Here is a 16213-nt window from a genome sequence, read left to right as displayed (position 1 = left end):
AGTTTGTCGCATGAGTGGGGATCTGAGGAAAGGTCAGAAGCGGAGCGGCGCACGCACCGGACTGCTGGCCGCCGTCTGCCTCACCGCCGTGGTCACCGGCTGCGCCGGTCCCGCCGCCCAGCCGAAGCCCGCCCCGGCCGCGGGGGCGCCCGCCGCCGGAGCCGCCGCAGCGCCCGCCGGAGCCGACGCCGCCCCGGCGACCCCCGGGGCGGCCCAACCCGCTCCGCCGCTGCTCCCCGGCCTGGCCCGGGAACAGGAGGAGACCAGCAGCGAGGCGGCCGCCCGCCAGGCCGACGTGGCCCGTACCGCCCTGGAGACCGCCCAGCGCTGGGGCCTGGACCACCCGCCGTTGAAGGCCCCGGCCCGTCCCGCCGCCAAGGCCACCCTCACCCCGGTGCAGGGCGTCAAACTGAAGGACGGCCGCCCGCCCGTGGTGTTCCGGGTGCCGACCGAGGACAAGGTGGTCTTCCTCACCATCGACGACGGCTTCGAGAAGGACCCGGAGTTCTCCCGGATGGCGGCGGAGCTGGGGATCCCGCTCAGCGCCTTCCTCTCCGACTACCTCGTCCGCGACAACTACGGCTACTTCCGGGACCTGCACAAGCAGGGCGTGGAGATCAACAACCACACGATCAACCACCGCAACCTCAAGGTCCTCGACTACGAGACCCAGCGCCGGGAGATCTGCGACCAGCAGGACCAGCTGGAGCAGCAGATCGGCGTGCGCCCCCGGCTGTTCCGCCCCCCGTACGGCGAGTACAACGACGACACCCTGCGCGCCGCGGCCTCCTGCGGGGTGCAGGCCGTCCCGCTGTGGAACGAGGAGGCCTTCCCGGACCACATGGAGTGGCGCTACGACGACCGGAAGCTCCACCCGGGCGACATCATCCTCACCCACTTCCGCGGCACCTCCGACTGGAAGGCCACCATGCCGGACCTGCTGCGCAAGGTGCTCAACGAGGTCACCGCGGCCGGCTACTCGCTGGGCCGCCTGGACGACTACCTGTAGGGCGACGGCCCCGGCCGGCGGGTCCTCAGCCGAGCGAGAGGGCGTCGAGGTACACCCAGGCGCCCTCGTGCCGGACGAAGCGGCTGTGCTCGCTGAGCACGCCCTGCTCGCCGCCCTCCGTCCAGTGCGCGCGGAAGGCGACCGTGCCCTCGGCGTGGAAGGCGCCGCCCTCGCTGGTGGAGAGCACCTCCAGCCCGGTCCAGCGCAGGGCCGGGTCGAAGTCGACCTCGTCGGGCCGGGTGTCCGGGTGCCAGGTGCGCAGCAGGTAGGCCTCGTCCTGGGCGGCGAAGGCGCTGAACCGGGAGCGCATCAGCGACTCGGCGGTGGTGGCCTTCGCCTGGCCGCGGTGCAGCCGGCCGCAGCAGTCGCCGTAGGCGGCGGGCAGGCCGCACGGGCACGGGGAGGACGGCAGCAGCCGGGGAGCGGCGGGGCGGGGCGCGGAACGACGTCGGGACATGCCGACCATTGTCCCCCACGGCCGGTCGGCGCCCGCCGGGCCCGCCCCACCACCGGGGGAGGGGCGGGCCCGGAGAGTTACGCGGGCCGCCGGAAGGAGTAGTTGAACGCGGCGTCGCCGAAGTGGCCCATCATCCGGAGCCAGAGCGGCATCATCATCTCGGTCGCCCGGGCGCCGGTGATGTCCCCGAGGTCGACGATCCACTCGGCCGGCCAGCCGAACTCGCCCAGCAGGGCGACCGCCTCGGCCTTGGCGGCGGCGTCGTTCCCGGCGATGAACAGGTTGTGCTCGCCGGCCAGCCTGCCCGGTGCGACCATCAGCTCGCAGTTCAGCGTGTTGAGGGCCTTCACCACCCGGGCCTCGGGGAACTCGCGCTGGATCTGCTCGCCGATGCTGTCGGTGTTGACCGGGGTGAGGGTGACGCCCTCGGGGCCGAACACCAGCGGGTTGGACACGTCGATCAGCAGCTTCCCGGCGAGGTGCTCCGCCCCGGCCGCGCGCAGCGCCGCCAGCGAGACCGTCCCGCCGGTGGCGTTCAGCACCACCTCGCCGAAGGCCGCCGCCTCGGCGAAGGTCCCGCAGCTGCCCGCGGGGCCGGCCTGCCGGGCCCAGGCCAGCCCGTGCTCGTTGTCCTTGCTCCGGGAGCCCAGGGCCACCTGGTGGCCGAGCGAGACCAGCTTGTCCGCGAGGGTCTGCCCGACCACGCCGGTGCCGATGATTCCGATGCGCATGGTTCCCCGTTCGTCCGGTTCCCTCCGCCCGTCGAAGGGCGGCCGCGACGACCCTAGTTGACCCGGTGTCGCTGGGGTGCGATTGCCGGGGTCACGCGCCGGGGCCGATGCTCAGGAGGGCGAAGAACTCGACCGCGAGTGCGGCCGGCGGGACCAGGGAGACGGCCACCCGGGCCGGTCGGAACAGCCGGGCCGCGGGCCACTGGAGGACGACCGCGATCACCGCCGCGACCACGGCGGCCGAGGCGACCGCCAGGTGCGGCACGGCGGGGCACGGGCCCGTGGACGTGCAGGGGTCGGTGGCCATCTCGCCGAGGCCCCGGAGCATGACCGCGGGCGGCAGCAGTGCCAGGGTCAGCGCCGTCGAGATCGACGGGGCCCGCCACCAGCGGTCCGGTGCGGTCCCGGTCGGGGCGGCTGCGGTGGGCAGGGATTCGCTCATGCGCCCAGTCTTCCGGCGGCTCCCGCCGCCCCGGCAGGGGTGGAGTACTCAGTCCGCCCGGGTGCGGGTACTCAGATCCGCGGTTCGCCGAACCAGCCGCGCAGCGCCCGGTCCAGCCCCGCCCGGTCGGCCTCGCCGGGGGTGCAGGCCCAGGCGACGTAGCCGTCCGGGCGCAGCAGCAGTGCTCCGGCGGGCGGTGGTGTCTGGGGGCAGTCGGCGGCGAGGACGTCGACCCGGTCCTTCCAGCCGGCCGCCAGGTCGGCGAGGCCGAGCGCGCCGCCGGTCAGGTCGAGCAGCAACGGCCTTCCGCTGTGGGTGAGTTCGGCCAGGCGGGTGCTCCCGGTCGGGGTGTCGAGGGCGAGTTCCGGGGCGAAGCCCCCGGCGAGCGGGTGCGGGCAGTCGGTGTCGTAGCGGACGTCGCTGCCCGCCATCAGGGCGGCTATCCGGGCGAGGTTGTCCTGGTGGGCGATCAGCTCGCCGACCAGGGCGCGCAGTGCGGTGATCCCCGGGCCGGGGGCCATCAGGGCCATCTGGGCCTGGGAGTGCATGAAGACCCGCTCGCCGACCGGCCGGCGCTCGTCCTGGTAGCTGTCCAGCAGGCCGGGCGGGGCCCAGCCCCGGAGTTCGGCGGCGAGCTTCCAGCCCAGGTTGGCGGCGTCCTGGAGGCCGAGGTTGAGGCCGGGGCCGCCGGTCGCGGCGTGTACGTGCGCGGCGTCGCCGACCAGCAGGACGCGGCCCTCGCGGTACCGCTCGGCGAGCCGGGTGTTGTGGCCGACGGTGCGGCGCGGGGTGAACGGTCCCGCCGTCCGGGCCGGGGCGAGCGGCAGGTCGGCGCCGGTGACCCGGCGGATGCTGGCGCGCAGCTCGTCCAGGGTGAGCGGGCCGGCCTCGTCGACCGGCGGGCCGCCCCACTCCATGGTGGCGATCATGGCGGCGTCCGGGCCGAACGGGGAGATGACGAACACGCCGTGCTCGGTGCGGGTGTGGGTCCACGGCCCGAACGGGGTCGGGCAGCCGGGCAGCAGGAGCTTGCCGTCGTCGGTGGTGCGCAGGCCCTCGGGCGGCAGTACGTGGGCGATCCGGGAGACCGGGTCGGGTGAGGTGACGCCGGGGAAGCCGATGCCGGCGCGCTTGCGGACGGTGCTGCGGCCGCCGTCCGCGCCGACCAGGTAGCGGGTGCGCAACTGCCGTGCGCCGTCCGGCCCGTGGAGGTCCACGGTGACCCCGTCCCGGTCCTGGGTGAAGCCGGTGACCTCGCACCGGCGCAGGACCGTGACGCCCAGTGCGAGGGCGTGTTCCTCCAGGACGGCCTCGATCCGGTGCTGCGGGATCGGCAGGGCGTGCAGCGGATTGCCGTCGAGCCGGTGCAGGTCCAGCGGGAAGGCCCCGAAGACGAACCGGGGTACGGGCCGCGGCGCACCCGCGGCGCCGCTGAGCGCCCGGTGGAGGCCGCGGTGGTCGAGCAGCCGGAGCACCTGCCCGACCAGGCCGTTGGCCTTCTGCTCGCCGGAGCGCTCGGGCAGCCGGTCCAGGACCACGGGCCGGACGCCGGCCAGGGTCAGTTCGCAGGCCAGGAACAGCCCGACCGGGCCGGCGCCGACGATGACGACCTCGTTGGTCATGTCAATTCCCCCAGGGGTGTGGTGGGTTCACCGGGCGGACGGATCGGGCAGCCCGGCCGCGAGTTGGCGCAGCGCCTCGGCGAACAGCGGCTTGAAGGGCACCACCGGGTCGGCGACCAGGTAGTGCTCGTTGGTGACCTGCAGCGCGGAGAGCGCGGCCGCGGCCACCAGCTTCGGGTAGAGGTCCCGGTCCGGATCGGTGCCGGTGCGGGCGGCGATCGCGGCGGTGAGCCCGGCCCTGGTCTGCGCGCCGCCGCGGAACAGCTCGGCCTGGAGCGAGGGTTCGCGCAGCAGTCGTCGCACGGCGGCGACCCACCCGGGGGCGGGTTCCTCCTCGGCACCGTCGAAGGGTTCGACCAGGGCCTGGGACAGCGCCTCCCACAGCGGTTCCTCCGCCGGACGGGTGGCCAGGGCCTCGGCGGCCCGCATGATCCGGTTGCGGTGCCGGAAGACGATCGCCTCGGCCTTGCTGGAGAAGTAGTTGTTGTAGGTGCGCGGGGACACCCCGGCCGCGGCCGCGATGTCCTCGACCCGGACGTTCTCCAGTCCCCGTTCCACGGCCAGGCTGAGCGCCGCCCAGCTGAGCGCCTCCCGCGTCGCGGCCTTCTTCCGTTCCCGCAGTCCGGGCTCTCCGTCGGTCATGGCACCACTGTCCCGCTAAAGGTGCGTGGTGCGCAATAGTGCGTGCCACGCAAGTTCTCTCGGGCGTCCGGGGTCGTGGCGAGCCGCCCGCCACCTGCGGTTCGTCGCTGGTAGTAGTTGCGTGGTTGCGGAGCGACTCGGCGCCGGAGCCCGTCCGCGCAGGAATTCCGGCGGGACGATCCGACAGGACGTGAGGAGCGGTCATGAGCGCCAGACGGCGTCCACCGCGGGCGCGGACCCCGCGCCAGGGCGGGGCGGCCGGCGGCGGCCGGAGGAACTCCCGGGTGGGGATCGCCCGCATCGAGGGCTTCCTGGCCTGGGAGGCCGAGGTCGCGGCGGCCGAACGCGACGCCCGCGCCTTCGCCGCGCAGTTCCCCTGGCTGCCGGAGGCCGAACGGGAGGACCTGGAGCGGGCCTACGCCGCCGACCGCCTGCGCTACGCCGAGGAGGTCGTCGACCGCGCCGTCGACCGCTGCCGCCGGCTGGCCGCTCGCTACCGCGCGGAGTGCCGCCGGATCTGCACCCGCTGGGCGGCGCTCTGCCTCTCCGTCACCCTGGCGGCGGCGCTGTTCACCGTCGTCCCGGCGGCCCTGCGGGGCTGAACGGCCGGCCGGCCCGGGTGACTCCGAGGGAGCCCGGCGACGCCGAGGGCCCGCCGCGCCGTTTCCGGTGCAGCGGGCCCTGGTCGTGCCGGGAGCGCGGTCAGTGGTGGCCGTGGCCGCTGGTGATCTCCTCGTGCTCCTCGACGGTGGGCTTGGCGATCTGGCTGCCCTCGCCGTAGAAGCCGCGGGACAGCTTGGCCCGGGTGCGGGTCCACAGGCCGGCCCGGCGGGCCACGCCGTTCTCGTCCACCTCGGGCGCCAGCTCGACCGGCTCGGGCTGCTCGTGCGAGGTGAGGGTGTACAGCCGGCCCTGCGGCAGCGGCGCGTGCACCTCGACGAACTCGCCGTGCTGCAGCCGGTTGATCACGCCGGTCTCCCGGCCGTGCAGCACCTTCTCCTTGTCCCGCCGCTGCAGGCCCAGGCACCAGCGCTTGGTGATCACGAACAGCGCCACCGGCAGGGCGAAGAAGCCGATCCGCACGGCGTAGGTGATCGCGTTGATCGACAGGTGGAAGTGGGTGGCCAGCAGGTCGTTGCCGCCGCCGGCCAGCAGGATCAGGTAGAGGCCCATCCAGGCCACGCCGAACGCGGTGCGGACCGGGTGGTTGCGCGGGCGGTCGGCGATGTGGTGCTCGCCGCGGTCCCCGGTGACCCAGGCCTCCAGGAACGGCCAGCACCAGATGGCCAGCAGCACGGTCGGGAAGACCATCAGCGGGATGAACACCCCGAGGTTCAGGGTGTGGCCGCCCCAGACGCTGATCTCCCAGCCCGGCATCACCCGGATCAGGCCCTCGGAGAAGCCCATGTACCAGTCCGGCTGGGCGTCGGTGGACACCTGGTCGGGCCGGTACGGGCCGTACGCCCAGATCGGGTTGATCGTGGCGATCGCCGACATGAACGAGATCACGCCGAAGACCAGGAAGAAGAAGCCGCCGGCCTTGCCCATGTAGACCGGCATCAGCGGCATGCCGACCACGTTCTCGTTGGTCCGGCCGGGCCCGGCGAACTGGGTGTGCTTGTGGTAGAAGACCAGGATCAGGTGCGCCGCGAGCAGGCCCACCATGATGCCCGGGATGAGCAGGATGTGGACGGTGAACAGTCGCGGGATGATGTCGGTGCCCGGGAACTCGCCGCCGTAGATGAAGAACTGCAGGTAGGTGCCGACGATCGGGACCGCCAGGACCGCGCCCTCCATGAAGCGGATGCCCGTGCCGGAGAGCAGGTCGTCGGGCAGCGAGTAGCCCATGAAGCCGTCGAACATGCCGAGGAACAGCAGCAGCGCGCCGAAGATCCAGTTGATCTCGCGGGGCTTGCGGAAGGCGCCGGTGAAGAACACCCGCAGCATGTGGGTCAGCATCGAGGCGATGAAGACGACGGCCGCCCAGTGGTGGATCTGGCGCATCAGCAGGCCGCCGCGGACCTCGAAGCTGATGTTGACGGTCGAGGCGTAGGCCTCGGACATCCGGATGCCCTTGAGCGGGACGTAGGAGCCGTCGTAGACGACCTCGCCCATGCTCGGGTTGAAGAAGAGGGTCAGCCAGACGCCGGTCAGGATGATGATGACGAAGGTGTAGAGCGCGATCTCGCCCAGCATGAAGGACCAGTGGTCCGGGAAGATCTTGCGCAGGTTGGCCTTGGCGAGGGAGTAGATGCCGAGCCGGCCGTCGGTCCAGTCGGCGAGGGCTTCGGCCTTGTTGGCCGGTTTGGCGCGGGTGCTGGTCACCGGTCCCGGCTGCGACTGCTGGTCGGTTCTCACGACGGGCTCCCCGGCGTTCTCGGCGTGCCGGCGTGGAGGCCCGTCGGCGAGGACGCCGGCCGGCGAAGTGTTGTGATCATGGGACCTCTCGATACGGGTCCGCCGGGCGGACCGGCGCGCGGACCTGGGCGGTTCACTGGACCCGTTGCTCAGGGTGATGGAGCGCTTACTCTGTCATGCTGTCGGCAGGGGGCCGACTGTGCACGTCCATCGGGCCGTCCGGCCGCTCGTGTCGGGCCGGACGGGGGTTCCTGACGCCCGATCGGCTGGCCGCCGGTCGGGGCCGGGCGGGGGTGATGCTGCGCCCGGGTGCAGCTGAACCGTTTCGGCGCGTGCCGCGTCCGGGCGCCGCGCGGGGCCGGGCCTACGCTGCGCCAATGGTGGATCACCGTGAACTCCTCGAGTCCGTCACCGAGGCCCTGTCCCGCGCCGGGTTCGACACCGCACCGGGCACCTCGCCGCTGTCGATCGACCGTCACCCCGAGGGGGTGGCGGTCGGCTGGTCCCCGGGGGCGGAGGCGGACGGTCCGCCCTCCGGGTCGGCGCGGGCGGCGCTGAGCGGGGCGGCCGCGCTCGTCCTGCGGGAGCGGGGCTTCCTGGTCACGGGGACGGAGGAGGGGGAGCTGCTGGTGCGCTGCGCCGAACCGGTGACGGTCCCTCCGGAGCCCGGGCCCGACGCGGCACCCGAGCAGTGGTGGGGGTGAACCGGTCCGCCCCTCGGCGGCCCCGACGGCTCCGACCTGCGGAGTTGCCCGGCGCATGGGTGTTCTCATACCGAACCCTTACCTGAACGGGGGGTGCAGTTGACCGCCGTCCCTCTAAGGTTTGCCTAAGCTAAGCGCAACGCCCTGGACCACGGTGTCCGGGGCGTTCGCCGTGCCGTGCCGCCGCTGCCGCGGCGGTGCGCTCCAGAACAGGTACGACCCGGGGCGGCCCGGGGGAGGAGCCCGCTGCATGTGGGATGAGGCGTTTCCCAGCTTTCTGATCGGGCTGCGCGAGGGACTCGAAGCGGGCCTGATCGTCTCGATCCTGGTGGCCACGCTGGTGAGGGCCGGTCAGAAGGGCCGGCTCCCCCAGGTCTGGACGGGCGCCGCGGCGGCCGTCGCACTCAGCCTCAGCTTCGGCGCGGTGCTCACCTTCACCGCCGCCAACCTCTCCGGCCACGCCCAGGAGGCGTTCGGCGGGGTGCTGAGCCTGATCGCGGTCGGCTTCGTCACCGCGATGGTGTTCTGGATGCGCCGCTCCGCGCGCACCCTCTCCGCCGACATCAAGGAGAAGGTCCAGGCCTCGCTGGCCATGGGCGCGGGCGCGCTGGTGCTCACCAGCTTCCTCGCCGTCGCCCGGGAGGGCCTGGAGACCTCGCTCTTCCTCTGGACCAACGCCCGCACCGCCGGAGAGTCCACCGGGCCGATCATCGGCGCCGCCGTCGGCCTGCTGCTCTCCGTCGCGCTCTGCTGGGGCCTGTACCGCCGGGCCCTCAAGATGAACCTCACCAAGTTCTTCACCCTCACCGGCGCCGGCCTGATCGTGGTCGCCGCGGGCGTGCTCGGCTACGGCCTGCGCGACCTCCAGGAGTCCGGGCTGGTCGGCGGCGGCAGCACGTACGCCTTCGACCTGAGCGGGCACCTGGACGCCTCGTCCTGGTACGCCACGCTGGTCCAGGGCACCCTCAACCTGACCGTCACCATGACGGTCCTCCAGGTCGTCGGCTACATCGCCTACCTGAGCATCGTGATGACCCTGTTCATCGAGGGCGTGCGCGGCGGCAAGGCGGCTCCGGCCGCGGCCCCCGCCGCTACCGCTGCGGCGGCGGGCAAGCCGGACGCGGAGCAGGCCGAGCCGGTGCGCACCGGGCGGCCGCGCTGGGTGCTGCCGACCGCGCTGGTCGCCGTACCGGTCGTGGTGGCCGGCGCCGTGATCGCCGTCAGCGACGGCAAGCAGGACAGCTCCGCCACCGTCGCGGTCTCCGAGAAGGAGTGCGGCAAGGGCTTCGGCACCCCCCAGCCGGGCCAGCAGGTGTTCCAGATGCACAACAGCGGCGACAAGGTCTCCGAGGTCTACCTGGTCAACCCGGGCACCGGCGCGGTCTACGGTGAGATCGAGGGCCTGGCCCCCGGCACCACCCGGGCGCTGACCGCCACCATCGGCTCCGGCGACTACGCCTGGCGCTGCGTGCCCACCGGCGGCACCACCGCCACCTCCGCCACCGTGCACGTCTCCGGCGGCGCCGAGGTCAAGGCCGTCAAGCCGGTCTCCGAGGACGACCTCAAGGCCCCGCTGGACAGCTACAAGGACTACGTCACCAAGGGCCTCGCGACCCTGATGACGCAGACCCAGAAGATCCAGACCGACGTGCACGGCGGCGACCTCAACGCCGCCAAGGCCGACTGGCTCACCGCCCACCTCCAGTACGCCTCGCTCGGCGCCGCCTACGGCACCTTCGCCGACCTCGACAAGAAGATCGACGGCCGCGCCGACGGCTACGCCGACAAGGCCCAGGACCCGGGCTTCACCGGCTTCCTGCGCCTGGAGTACGGCCTCTGGCACGGCCAGTCCGCCGCCGACCTGACGCCGGTCGCCGACGAGCTCGCCCAGAACGTCGCCAAGCTGGTGCACGACTTCCCCACCCAGGACTTCGACCCGGGCGACCTCCCGCTGCGCGCCCACGAGATCCTGGAGAACACCCTCCAGTTCGAGCTGACCGGCGACACCGACATGGGCAGCGGCACCAACCTCGCCACCACCCAGGCCAACCTGGCCGGCACCCAGGAGCTGCTGACCCTGCTCCAGCCGCTGCTCGACGAGCGCGACCCGCAGGTGCTGGTCCGGGTCAACGCCGGGATGAAGCGGGTCGGGGACCTCGTCGCCGCGGCGCACACCGCCGACGGCTGGACCCCGCTCGACAAGCTGCCCGACGGCACCCGCCGCCAGCTGAACGGCGCCACCGGCCAGCTGCTCGAAGACCTCTCGCCCGTCCCCGCCCTGCTCGAGATCCGGAAGGCCGCCTGATGACCGACCACACCGCAGCCGCCGGCTCCTGCCCGTTCCCGCACGCCGCTGCCGCCGTCTCCGCCGCACCGGTCGCCGAGTCGGTCGCCGACCAGGGCGGCTGCCCGGCCGGTCCGGCCCGGCGCAGCTTCGTCCGGGCCGCGCTCGGCGCGGGCGCCGGGGCCGCCGTACTGGCCGGCGGGGCGTTCACCCTCGGGGCCGAACCGGCCGCCGCCGGGGACACCCACCAGCCCGCGAACGGGGCCGTCCCGTTCCACGGCGCCCACCAGGCCGGCGTCGTCACCCCGGCCCCCGGCTTCGCCGCCTTCGTCTCCTGCCAGGTCATCGCCCAGGACCGCAAGGGCCTGGAGGACCTGTTCAGGACCCTGACCGAGCGGATCCGCCTGCTCACCGCCGGCGGCACCCCGCCCGACCTCGGCGTCGGCGCCCCGCCCTCGGACAGCGGCATCCTCGGCCCCACCGTGCCCACCGACAACCTCACCGTCACGGTCGGCGTCGGCGCCTCGCTGTTCGACGACCGCTACGGGCTCGCCAAGGCCAAGCCCGTCAAGCTGACGCCGATGAAGACCTTCCCCAACGACAACCTCCAGCCCGGTGAACTGCACGGCGACCTCTCGCTGCAGATCTGCGCCGACCAGCAGGACACCGTGCTGCACGCGCTGCGCGACATCACCCGCCACACCCGCGGGGCGCTGCAGATCCTCTGGCGGATCGACGGCTTCAAGAGCGCCTCCCGCCCGGACGGCGCCCCGCGCAACCTGCTCGGCTTCAAGGACGGCATCGCCAACCCGGACACCACCTCGGCCCGCGAGACCGACCGGCTGATCTGGGTCACCGACGGCGCCGGCGAGCCCGCCTGGGCGACCGGCGGCAGCTACCAGGTGGTCCGGATCATCCGGATGCTGATCGAGTTCTGGGACCGGGTCAAGCTCAGCGAGCAGGAGAAGATGTTCGGCCGCCGCCGCGACACCGGCGCGCCGCTGGACGGGCACCAGGAGAACGACGCGCCGGACTACGGCAAGGATCCGGACGGCAAGGCGATCCCGCTCAACGCGCACATCCGGCTGGCCAACCCGCGCACCGCCGACACCGACAACTCGCGCATCCTGCGCCGCGGCTTCAACTACGACCGGGGCGTGGACAAGGCGGGCAACCTGGACATGGGCCTGGTGTTCTGCTGCTACCAGCAGGACGTGGTGCGGCAGTTCGAGGCCACCCAGACCCGGCTGATCGACGAGCCGCTGGTGGACTACATCTCGCCGACCGGCGGCGGGTACTTCTTCGTCCTGCCGGGCGTGAAGGACGACGCCGACTGGCTCGGGCGAGGGCTGCTCGCCGCGGTCTGAGAGCCGACCAGGCCTTCGAACGGGCCCGGTGCGCCTGGTGCGCGCCGGGCCCGTTCGGCGTGCCGAGGCCGAGGCCGAGGCGTGCTCGGGGGGCGTTCGGGCGGTGCTCGGGCGGTGCTCGGGGGTGCTCAGCCGCCCAGGGTGAAGCCGATCACCGCGCCGCCGCCGGACCGGTTGGCGGCGTAGGCGGTGCCGCCGTGCGAGCGGGCCACCTCGGCGACGATGGCCAGGCCCAGGCCCGAGCCGGGCAGGCTGCGGGCCGCGGTGGCCCGGTAGAAGCGGTCGAAGACCCGGTCGAGGTCGGTCGCGTCGATGCCCGGACCGCGGTCCCGGACCTCGACCCGGAGGCCGTGCGCCACCAGCTCGATCGGGGACGTCCCGGCCGGGTCGAACTTGGCCGCGTTGTCCAGCAGGTTGCCCACCGCGCGGGCCAGCGCGTCCGGGTGGGCGATGACGACGGTGTCGTCCGTGACCACCGTGATCTCCCGGTCGCTGCGCCGGCGGGCCTGGGCGGCGGCCGAGCGGACCACCTCCGCCAGCACCACCTCGACCGGGTCCTCGTCGGCCTTGCGGTCCGCCGCCAGCGCCACCAGCTCCTCCACCAGCTGGGTCAGCTCCCGGGCCTCCTCGGCCAGGTCGGCGAGCAGCGCGGTGCGCTCGGCGGGCGGCAGCCGGTCGATGCTGGGCAGCACCGAGAGGTTGGTGCGCAGGCTGGTCAGCGGGGTGCGCAGCTCGTGCCCGGCGTCCTGGACCAGTCGGCGCTGGTTCTCCTTGGCGGTGGCGAGGCGCACCAGCATCCGGTCGAAGGCGCGGCCGAGGCGGCCCACCTCGTCCCGGCCGGAGGCGGGCACCGGGACGTCCAGGCGGCCGCTGGCGGCGACCCGTTCGGCCGCGTCGGTGAGCCGGACCAGCCGGCCGGTGATCCGCCCGGCGACCAGCCAGCCGGATCCGCCCGCCACCAGCACGACGGCGGCCACCACGGCCGCCATCTGGTGCCGCAGCACCTCCAACAGCTCCTCGATGTCGTCGAGTTGCAGCACGACCTGGACGGCGCCCCGGCCGCCGCCGAGCGAGACCACGCCCACCCGGCAGGTCCGGCCGCCGACCCGGCGCACGTCGATCACCGTGCGGGCGGGTGCGTCGGCGCGGGCGAGTTCGCGGTCGGTCGCGGTGGTCGGCAGGTCGAGGTGCGCGGTGCCCGGGAGGATCGCCCCGTGCGAGTCGAGGGCCTGGGCGGTCACCCTGATCGGGTGCAGCAGCTGCTCGCTCAGCCCGCTCGGGCTGTTGAAGTCCCCCGGGAACAGCTTCTGGCGGTCCACCTGGCCGCTGACCGCGTGGACGGCCGAGTTGAAGTCGTCCGACTCGTCGTCGCGGATCAGCGCGGCCGCCGCGTGGTAGCCGAGCGTGCCGATCACCACCGCGACCAGGGCGGCCATCACCGCGAAGGCGAGCGAGAGGGTGGTGCGCAGGCCGGGGCGCGGCAGCCGGGGGCGGCGGGCCGCCGGGCCGGTCACGGCTCGCGCAGCGTGTAGCCGACGCCGCGGACGGTGTGGATCAGCGGGGTGAGGCCGGGGCGGTCGAGCTTGCGGCGCAGGTAGCCGATGAAGACCGCGAGGTTCTTCGAGCCCGGGCCGAAGTCGTAGCCCCAGATCCGCTCGTACAGGGTGGTCTGGTCGAGGACGGCGCCGGCGTTCCGGGCGAGCAGCTCCAGCAGGTCGAACTCGGTGCGGGAGAGCTCCAGTTCGGCGCCGCCGCGCCAGGCCCGGCGGGCCGGCGGCTCGACCCGCAGGTCGGCGACGGTCAGGACGTCCTCGGGGGTGTCGGCGGGCGGGTTGCGGCGCAGCAGGGCGCGCAGTCGGGCGAACAGCTCGTCCACGTCGAAGGGTTTGACCAGGTAGTCGTCGGCCCCGGCGTCCAGTCCGGCGATCCGGTCCGGGATCTCGACCCGGGCGGTGAGCATCAGCACCGGGGTGCGGTCGCCGGCCGCGCGCATCCGGCGGCAGACCTCCAGGCCGTCCGGCGCGGGCATCATCACGTCGAGCACCAGGACGTCCGGTCGCTGCTCGGCGAGGACGGCCAGGGTCTGGGTGCCGTCCGCGGCTATCCGCACCCGGTAGCCCTCCAGCGTGAGGGCGCGGGTGAGCGAGTCGCGGATGGCGCGGTCGTCCTCGGCGATCAGCACGGTGTGGCTCATGCGGGAGATTCTCCCTGGCGTGCTCACGGCAGTGGAGAGCGGGGCACGGATTCCCGGCCGGCGCGGGTGTCGCACGCCGCTTCGTGGGCGTACGGTGGCCACACGGTGGCGTGCCGCCGGGCGGGCCGCCGGACCGTTTCGGTACGCCCCGCCGGAGGCCTCGATGGCAGAGCGGATGGCCTTCCTCACCACCCCGCGCGCGGAGCGGGCGCGCCGGGACGCCCGGGAGCGGCTGGGGGACCGGCGGGAGGTGTACCGGCCGGGGGCACTGCTGCCGCTGGTGGGCGGACAGGCGGAGCGCTGCATGGACTGCGGGCTGCCGTTCTGCCACGCGGCCTGCCCGCTGGGGAACCTGGTGCCGGAGTGGAACCGGCTGGTCGCGGACGCGGACTGGCGGGCCGCGGCCGCCCGGCTGCTGGCGACGAACAACTTCCCGGAGTTCACCGGGCGGCTCTGCCCGGCCCCGTGCGAGAGCGCCTGCGTGCTGGCGATCGACGGGGACGCGGTGACGATCAAGAACGTGGAACTGGCGATCGCCGACCGGGCCTGGGCCGAGGGCTGGGACGCGGCGCAGCCGCCCGAGCGGCCGGAACCGGGCGGGCGGGTGGCGGTGATCGGCTCCGGGCCGGCCGGGCTGGCCGCCGCCCAGCAGCTGACTCGGGCCGGCCACGCCACCACCGTCTACGAACGGGCCGACCGGGCGGGCGGGCTGCTGCGCTACGGGATCCCGCCGTTCCGGCTGGAGAAGCACCGGCTGGAACGGCGGCTGGCGCAGCTGCGGGCCGAGGGCACCGAGTTCCGCACCGGGGTGTGGGCCGGGCGGGACGTCACCGGGGAGCAGTTGCGGGCCGGGTACGACGCGGTGGTGGTCGCGGTGGGGGCCGGTGCCTGGCGGGTGCCGGCCGTGCCCGGGTGCGAGCTGGCCGGAGTGCACCCGGCGATGGAGTACCTGACCTGGGCGAACCGGGTGGACGAGGGGGACCGGGCGGTCTCGCCGCTGTCCGCGCGGGGGCGGCGGGTGGTCGTCGTCGGCGGTGGGGACACCGCCTCCGACTGCCTGGGGACGGCGCTGCGCGAGGGTGCGGCCTCGGTGACCCAGCTGGACATCAACCCGTGTCCGCCGGAGCGGCGCGAGCCGGGGCAGCCGTGGCCGGTCCACCCCAAGGTGTACCGGGAGAGCACCTCGCACGAGGAGTTGGCGGGGCGGGCGGGGGCGTCGTCGCTGTCGTTGTCGTTGTCGGGCGAGGAGCGGGCGTCGTCGGGGGAGGAGGGCCGGTCGTCCCCGGCCGGCGGGCGGGTGTTCGCGGCGGTCACGCTCGGGTTCGAGCCGGGGCCGGACGGGCGGCTGGCGGCCGTCCGCTACGCCGAGGCGGAGCCGGGCGACCGCGGCCCCCGGGCGGGCACCGAACGGGTGCTCCCGGCGCAACTGGCGCTGCTCGCGCTGGGCTTCGGCGGGCCGGAGCCGGACCAGCCGCTGTACGCCCAACTCGGGCTGGGCATCGGGCCGGAGGGGACGCTGGAGCGGGACGACGGGTTCGGCACCGCCGCCGACGGGGTGTTCGTCGCGGGGGACGCCGGGCGGGGCCAGTCGCTGATCGTCTGGGCGATCGCGGAGGGCCGGGCGGCGGCCGCGGCGGTGGACCGCTACCTGCGCGGGCGGACCGAACTCCTTTCCCCGGTACGGGCGTCGGCGCGGGCCCTCACGCTGTGAGGCGCGGGCCCTCACGCTGTGAGGCGCGGGCCCTCACGCTGTGACGCGCGGAGCCCGCGCCGGACGGTCGGGCGTCAGCCCAGGCCGAGGACGGACAGCGCGGTGGTCCAGTCGGTGACGATGGCCTGCTGGGCGGGCACCAGGTCCACCTGGTGGTTGCAGACGGCGCGGTAGAGCTTGTACTCCACGGCGTCCTTGTCGGTGGAGCCCTGGCCGCTGGGGCCGGTGGCGTAGTGCGGCTCCGGCCAGAGGTTGTGCGGGTCGGTGGGGTGGCCGCCGAGGGACAGCGGGATGAAGTGGTCCTCCTCGTAGTCGGCCGTGCTGGTGTCCTCGTAGCCGTACTGGGCGATCTGCTGGACCTTCAAGCGGTTGGTGTAGCTGGTGGAGGGGCGGATCGAGGTGCTGTAGCCCGGGACGCAGATGGTGGAGTCGATGGTGTCCTGGGTGACGTCCGGGTTGGTGGCGCCCGGGGTGCAGGCGGGGTCGGGCAGCGGGAGGTAGGCCTGCGAACAGGTGGCGTCGAGGGCGGCGCGGGTGTGCGCGGCGGAGGTGGAGGCGGGGGCGGCGTGCGCGGTGCCGGCGGTCGCGAGGGCGGCCGCGGCGAGCACCGCGGTGGCGACGGCGGGGGCGAGTCGGTGGGCGCGAAGCATGGGGGAGCTCCCTGTCACGGGCCCGGCACGGGCTGCCGGGCG

General features: G+C 74.1%; 15 protein-coding genes. 6 read left to right on the top strand and 9 right to left on the bottom strand.

The annotated features are described in order from the left end of the window. Positions 1-10: 10 nt before the first annotated feature. Complete coding sequence (locus tag ACFV8H_RS21935) at positions 11-1009, top strand: polysaccharide deacetylase family protein (RefSeq protein WP_380402404.1); 999 nt, start codon at positions 11-13, stop codon at positions 1007-1009. Between the two features lie 25 nt (positions 1010-1034). Here the strand turns inward: ACFV8H_RS21935 and ACFV8H_RS21930 are convergent, their stop codons facing one another. The 5 genes from ACFV8H_RS21930 to ACFV8H_RS21910 all read right to left on the bottom strand — a co-directional run bounded on the left by ACFV8H_RS21930 (position 1035) and on the right by ACFV8H_RS21910 (position 4903). Continuing rightward, complete coding sequence (locus ACFV8H_RS21930; protein ID WP_380402401.1) at positions 1035-1466, bottom strand: YchJ family protein; 432 nt, start codon at positions 1464-1466, stop codon at positions 1035-1037. Between the two features lie 77 nt (positions 1467-1543). Further along, complete coding sequence (locus ACFV8H_RS21925; protein WP_380402398.1) at positions 1544-2197, bottom strand: NADPH-dependent F420 reductase; 654 nt, start codon at positions 2195-2197, stop codon at positions 1544-1546. A gap of 91 nt (positions 2198-2288) precedes the next feature. Further along, entirely contained in the window at positions 2289-2639 is a 351-nt protein-coding gene (locus tag ACFV8H_RS21920) for a hypothetical protein (RefSeq protein WP_380402395.1), read from the bottom strand. Between the two features lie 71 nt (positions 2640-2710). Next, positions 2711-4261, bottom strand: a complete 1551-nt coding sequence (locus tag ACFV8H_RS21915; protein ID WP_380402392.1) for an FAD-dependent monooxygenase — start codon at positions 4259-4261, stop codon at positions 2711-2713. Between the two features lie 27 nt (positions 4262-4288). Then, complete coding sequence (locus ACFV8H_RS21910) at positions 4289-4903, bottom strand: TetR family transcriptional regulator (protein WP_380402390.1); 615 nt, start codon at positions 4901-4903, stop codon at positions 4289-4291. 203 nt (positions 4904-5106) lie between these two features. On the opposite strand from ACFV8H_RS21910, the gene ACFV8H_RS21905 reads away from it, so the two are divergent. Beyond that, the gene (locus ACFV8H_RS21905; protein WP_380402387.1) at positions 5107-5505 is read left to right on the top strand and encodes a hypothetical protein; all 399 of its coding nucleotides are present in this window, start codon (positions 5107-5109) and stop codon (positions 5503-5505) included. A gap of 100 nt (positions 5506-5605) precedes the next feature. Here the strand turns inward: ACFV8H_RS21905 and ACFV8H_RS21900 are convergent, their stop codons facing one another. Then, complete coding sequence (locus ACFV8H_RS21900) at positions 5606-7228, bottom strand: cytochrome bc complex cytochrome b subunit (RefSeq protein ID WP_380402498.1); 1623 nt, start codon at positions 7226-7228, stop codon at positions 5606-5608. Between the two features lie 410 nt (positions 7229-7638). Between ACFV8H_RS21900 and ACFV8H_RS21895 the strand changes: the two genes are divergently transcribed. The 3 genes from ACFV8H_RS21895 (at position 7639) to efeB (ending at position 11616) form a co-directional block, all read left to right on the top strand. Next, positions 7639-7965, top strand: a complete 327-nt coding sequence (locus tag ACFV8H_RS21895) for a hypothetical protein (RefSeq protein WP_380402384.1) — start codon at positions 7639-7641, stop codon at positions 7963-7965. Between the two features lie 250 nt (positions 7966-8215). Next, positions 8216-10270 (top strand): iron uptake transporter permease EfeU, encoded by a 2055-nt coding sequence (gene efeU / locus ACFV8H_RS21890; RefSeq protein WP_380402381.1) that lies wholly within the window; start codon positions 8216-8218, stop codon positions 10268-10270. Beyond that, positions 10270-11616 (top strand): iron uptake transporter deferrochelatase/peroxidase subunit, encoded by a 1347-nt coding sequence (efeB, locus tag ACFV8H_RS21885; RefSeq protein ID WP_380402378.1) that lies wholly within the window; start codon positions 10270-10272, stop codon positions 11614-11616. Before efeU ends, efeB begins: the two co-directional genes overlap by 1 nt. Before the next feature lie 128 nt (positions 11617-11744). Here efeB and ACFV8H_RS21880 read toward each other — a convergent pair whose 3' ends face one another. Together ACFV8H_RS21880 and ACFV8H_RS21875 are read right to left on the bottom strand one after the other, a co-directional pair. Continuing rightward, a complete protein-coding gene (locus ACFV8H_RS21880) occupies positions 11745-13130 on the bottom strand; it encodes an ATP-binding protein (RefSeq protein ID WP_380402375.1) in 1386 nt (461 codons plus the stop codon). Further along, positions 13127-13810, bottom strand: a complete 684-nt coding sequence (locus tag ACFV8H_RS21875; RefSeq protein WP_380402372.1) for a response regulator transcription factor — start codon at positions 13808-13810, stop codon at positions 13127-13129. Before ACFV8H_RS21875 ends, ACFV8H_RS21880 begins: the two co-directional genes overlap by 4 nt. Positions 13811-13973: 163 nt before the next feature. Between ACFV8H_RS21875 and ACFV8H_RS21870 the strand changes: the two genes are divergently transcribed. Beyond that, positions 13974-15521 carry a glutamate synthase subunit beta gene (locus tag ACFV8H_RS21870; protein ID WP_380402369.1) on the top strand — a complete coding sequence of 516 codons (1548 nt, stop codon included), beginning with the start codon at positions 13974-13976 and terminating at the stop codon, positions 15519-15521. A gap of 74 nt (positions 15522-15595) precedes the next feature. Here the strand turns inward: ACFV8H_RS21870 and ACFV8H_RS21865 are convergent, their stop codons facing one another. After that, positions 15596-16171 carry a hypothetical protein gene (locus ACFV8H_RS21865; RefSeq protein ID WP_380402366.1) on the bottom strand — a complete coding sequence of 192 codons (576 nt, stop codon included), beginning with the start codon at positions 16169-16171 and terminating at the stop codon, positions 15596-15598. Positions 16172-16213: the final 42 nt, after the last annotated feature.

It is taken from the genome of Kitasatospora sp. NPDC059827 (genome assembly GCF_042731675.1).
In the GTDB taxonomy this organism is placed as follows: Bacteria; Actinomycetota; Actinomycetes; order Streptomycetales; family Streptomycetaceae; genus Kitasatospora.
This window is presented reverse-complemented; position numbering and strand designations above follow the sequence as displayed.

Bases quoted from the DNA above. Each gene is read 5' to 3' on its own strand.
- ACFV8H_RS21935 (WP_380402404.1), top strand. From the start codon at position 11: ATGAGTGGGGATCTGAGGAAAGGTCAGAAGCGGAGCGGCGCACGCACC.
- ACFV8H_RS21930 (WP_380402401.1), bottom strand. From the start codon at position 1,466: ATGTCCCGACGTCGTTCCGCGCCCCGCCCCGCCGCTCCCCGGCTGCTG.
- ACFV8H_RS21925 (WP_380402398.1), bottom strand. From the start codon at position 2,197: ATGCGCATCGGAATCATCGGCACCGGCGTGGTCGGGCAGACCCTCGCG.
- ACFV8H_RS21920 (WP_380402395.1), bottom strand. From the start codon at position 2,639: ATGAGCGAATCCCTGCCCACCGCAGCCGCCCCGACCGGGACCGCACCG.
- ACFV8H_RS21915 (WP_380402392.1), bottom strand. From the start codon at position 4,261: ATGACCAACGAGGTCGTCATCGTCGGCGCCGGCCCGGTCGGGCTGTTC.
- ACFV8H_RS21910 (WP_380402390.1), bottom strand. From the start codon at position 4,903: ATGACCGACGGAGAGCCCGGACTGCGGGAACGGAAGAAGGCCGCGACG.
- ACFV8H_RS21905 (WP_380402387.1), top strand. From the start codon at position 5,107: ATGAGCGCCAGACGGCGTCCACCGCGGGCGCGGACCCCGCGCCAGGGC.
- ACFV8H_RS21895 (WP_380402384.1), top strand. From the start codon at position 7,639: ATGGTGGATCACCGTGAACTCCTCGAGTCCGTCACCGAGGCCCTGTCC.
- efeU (WP_380402381.1), top strand. From the start codon at position 8,216: ATGTGGGATGAGGCGTTTCCCAGCTTTCTGATCGGGCTGCGCGAGGGA.
- efeB (WP_380402378.1), top strand. From the start codon at position 10,270: ATGACCGACCACACCGCAGCCGCCGGCTCCTGCCCGTTCCCGCACGCC.
- ACFV8H_RS21875 (WP_380402372.1), bottom strand. From the start codon at position 13,810: ATGAGCCACACCGTGCTGATCGCCGAGGACGACCGCGCCATCCGCGAC.
- ACFV8H_RS21870 (WP_380402369.1), top strand. From the start codon at position 13,974: ATGGCAGAGCGGATGGCCTTCCTCACCACCCCGCGCGCGGAGCGGGCG.
- ACFV8H_RS21865 (WP_380402366.1), bottom strand. From the start codon at position 16,171: ATGCTTCGCGCCCACCGACTCGCCCCCGCCGTCGCCACCGCGGTGCTC.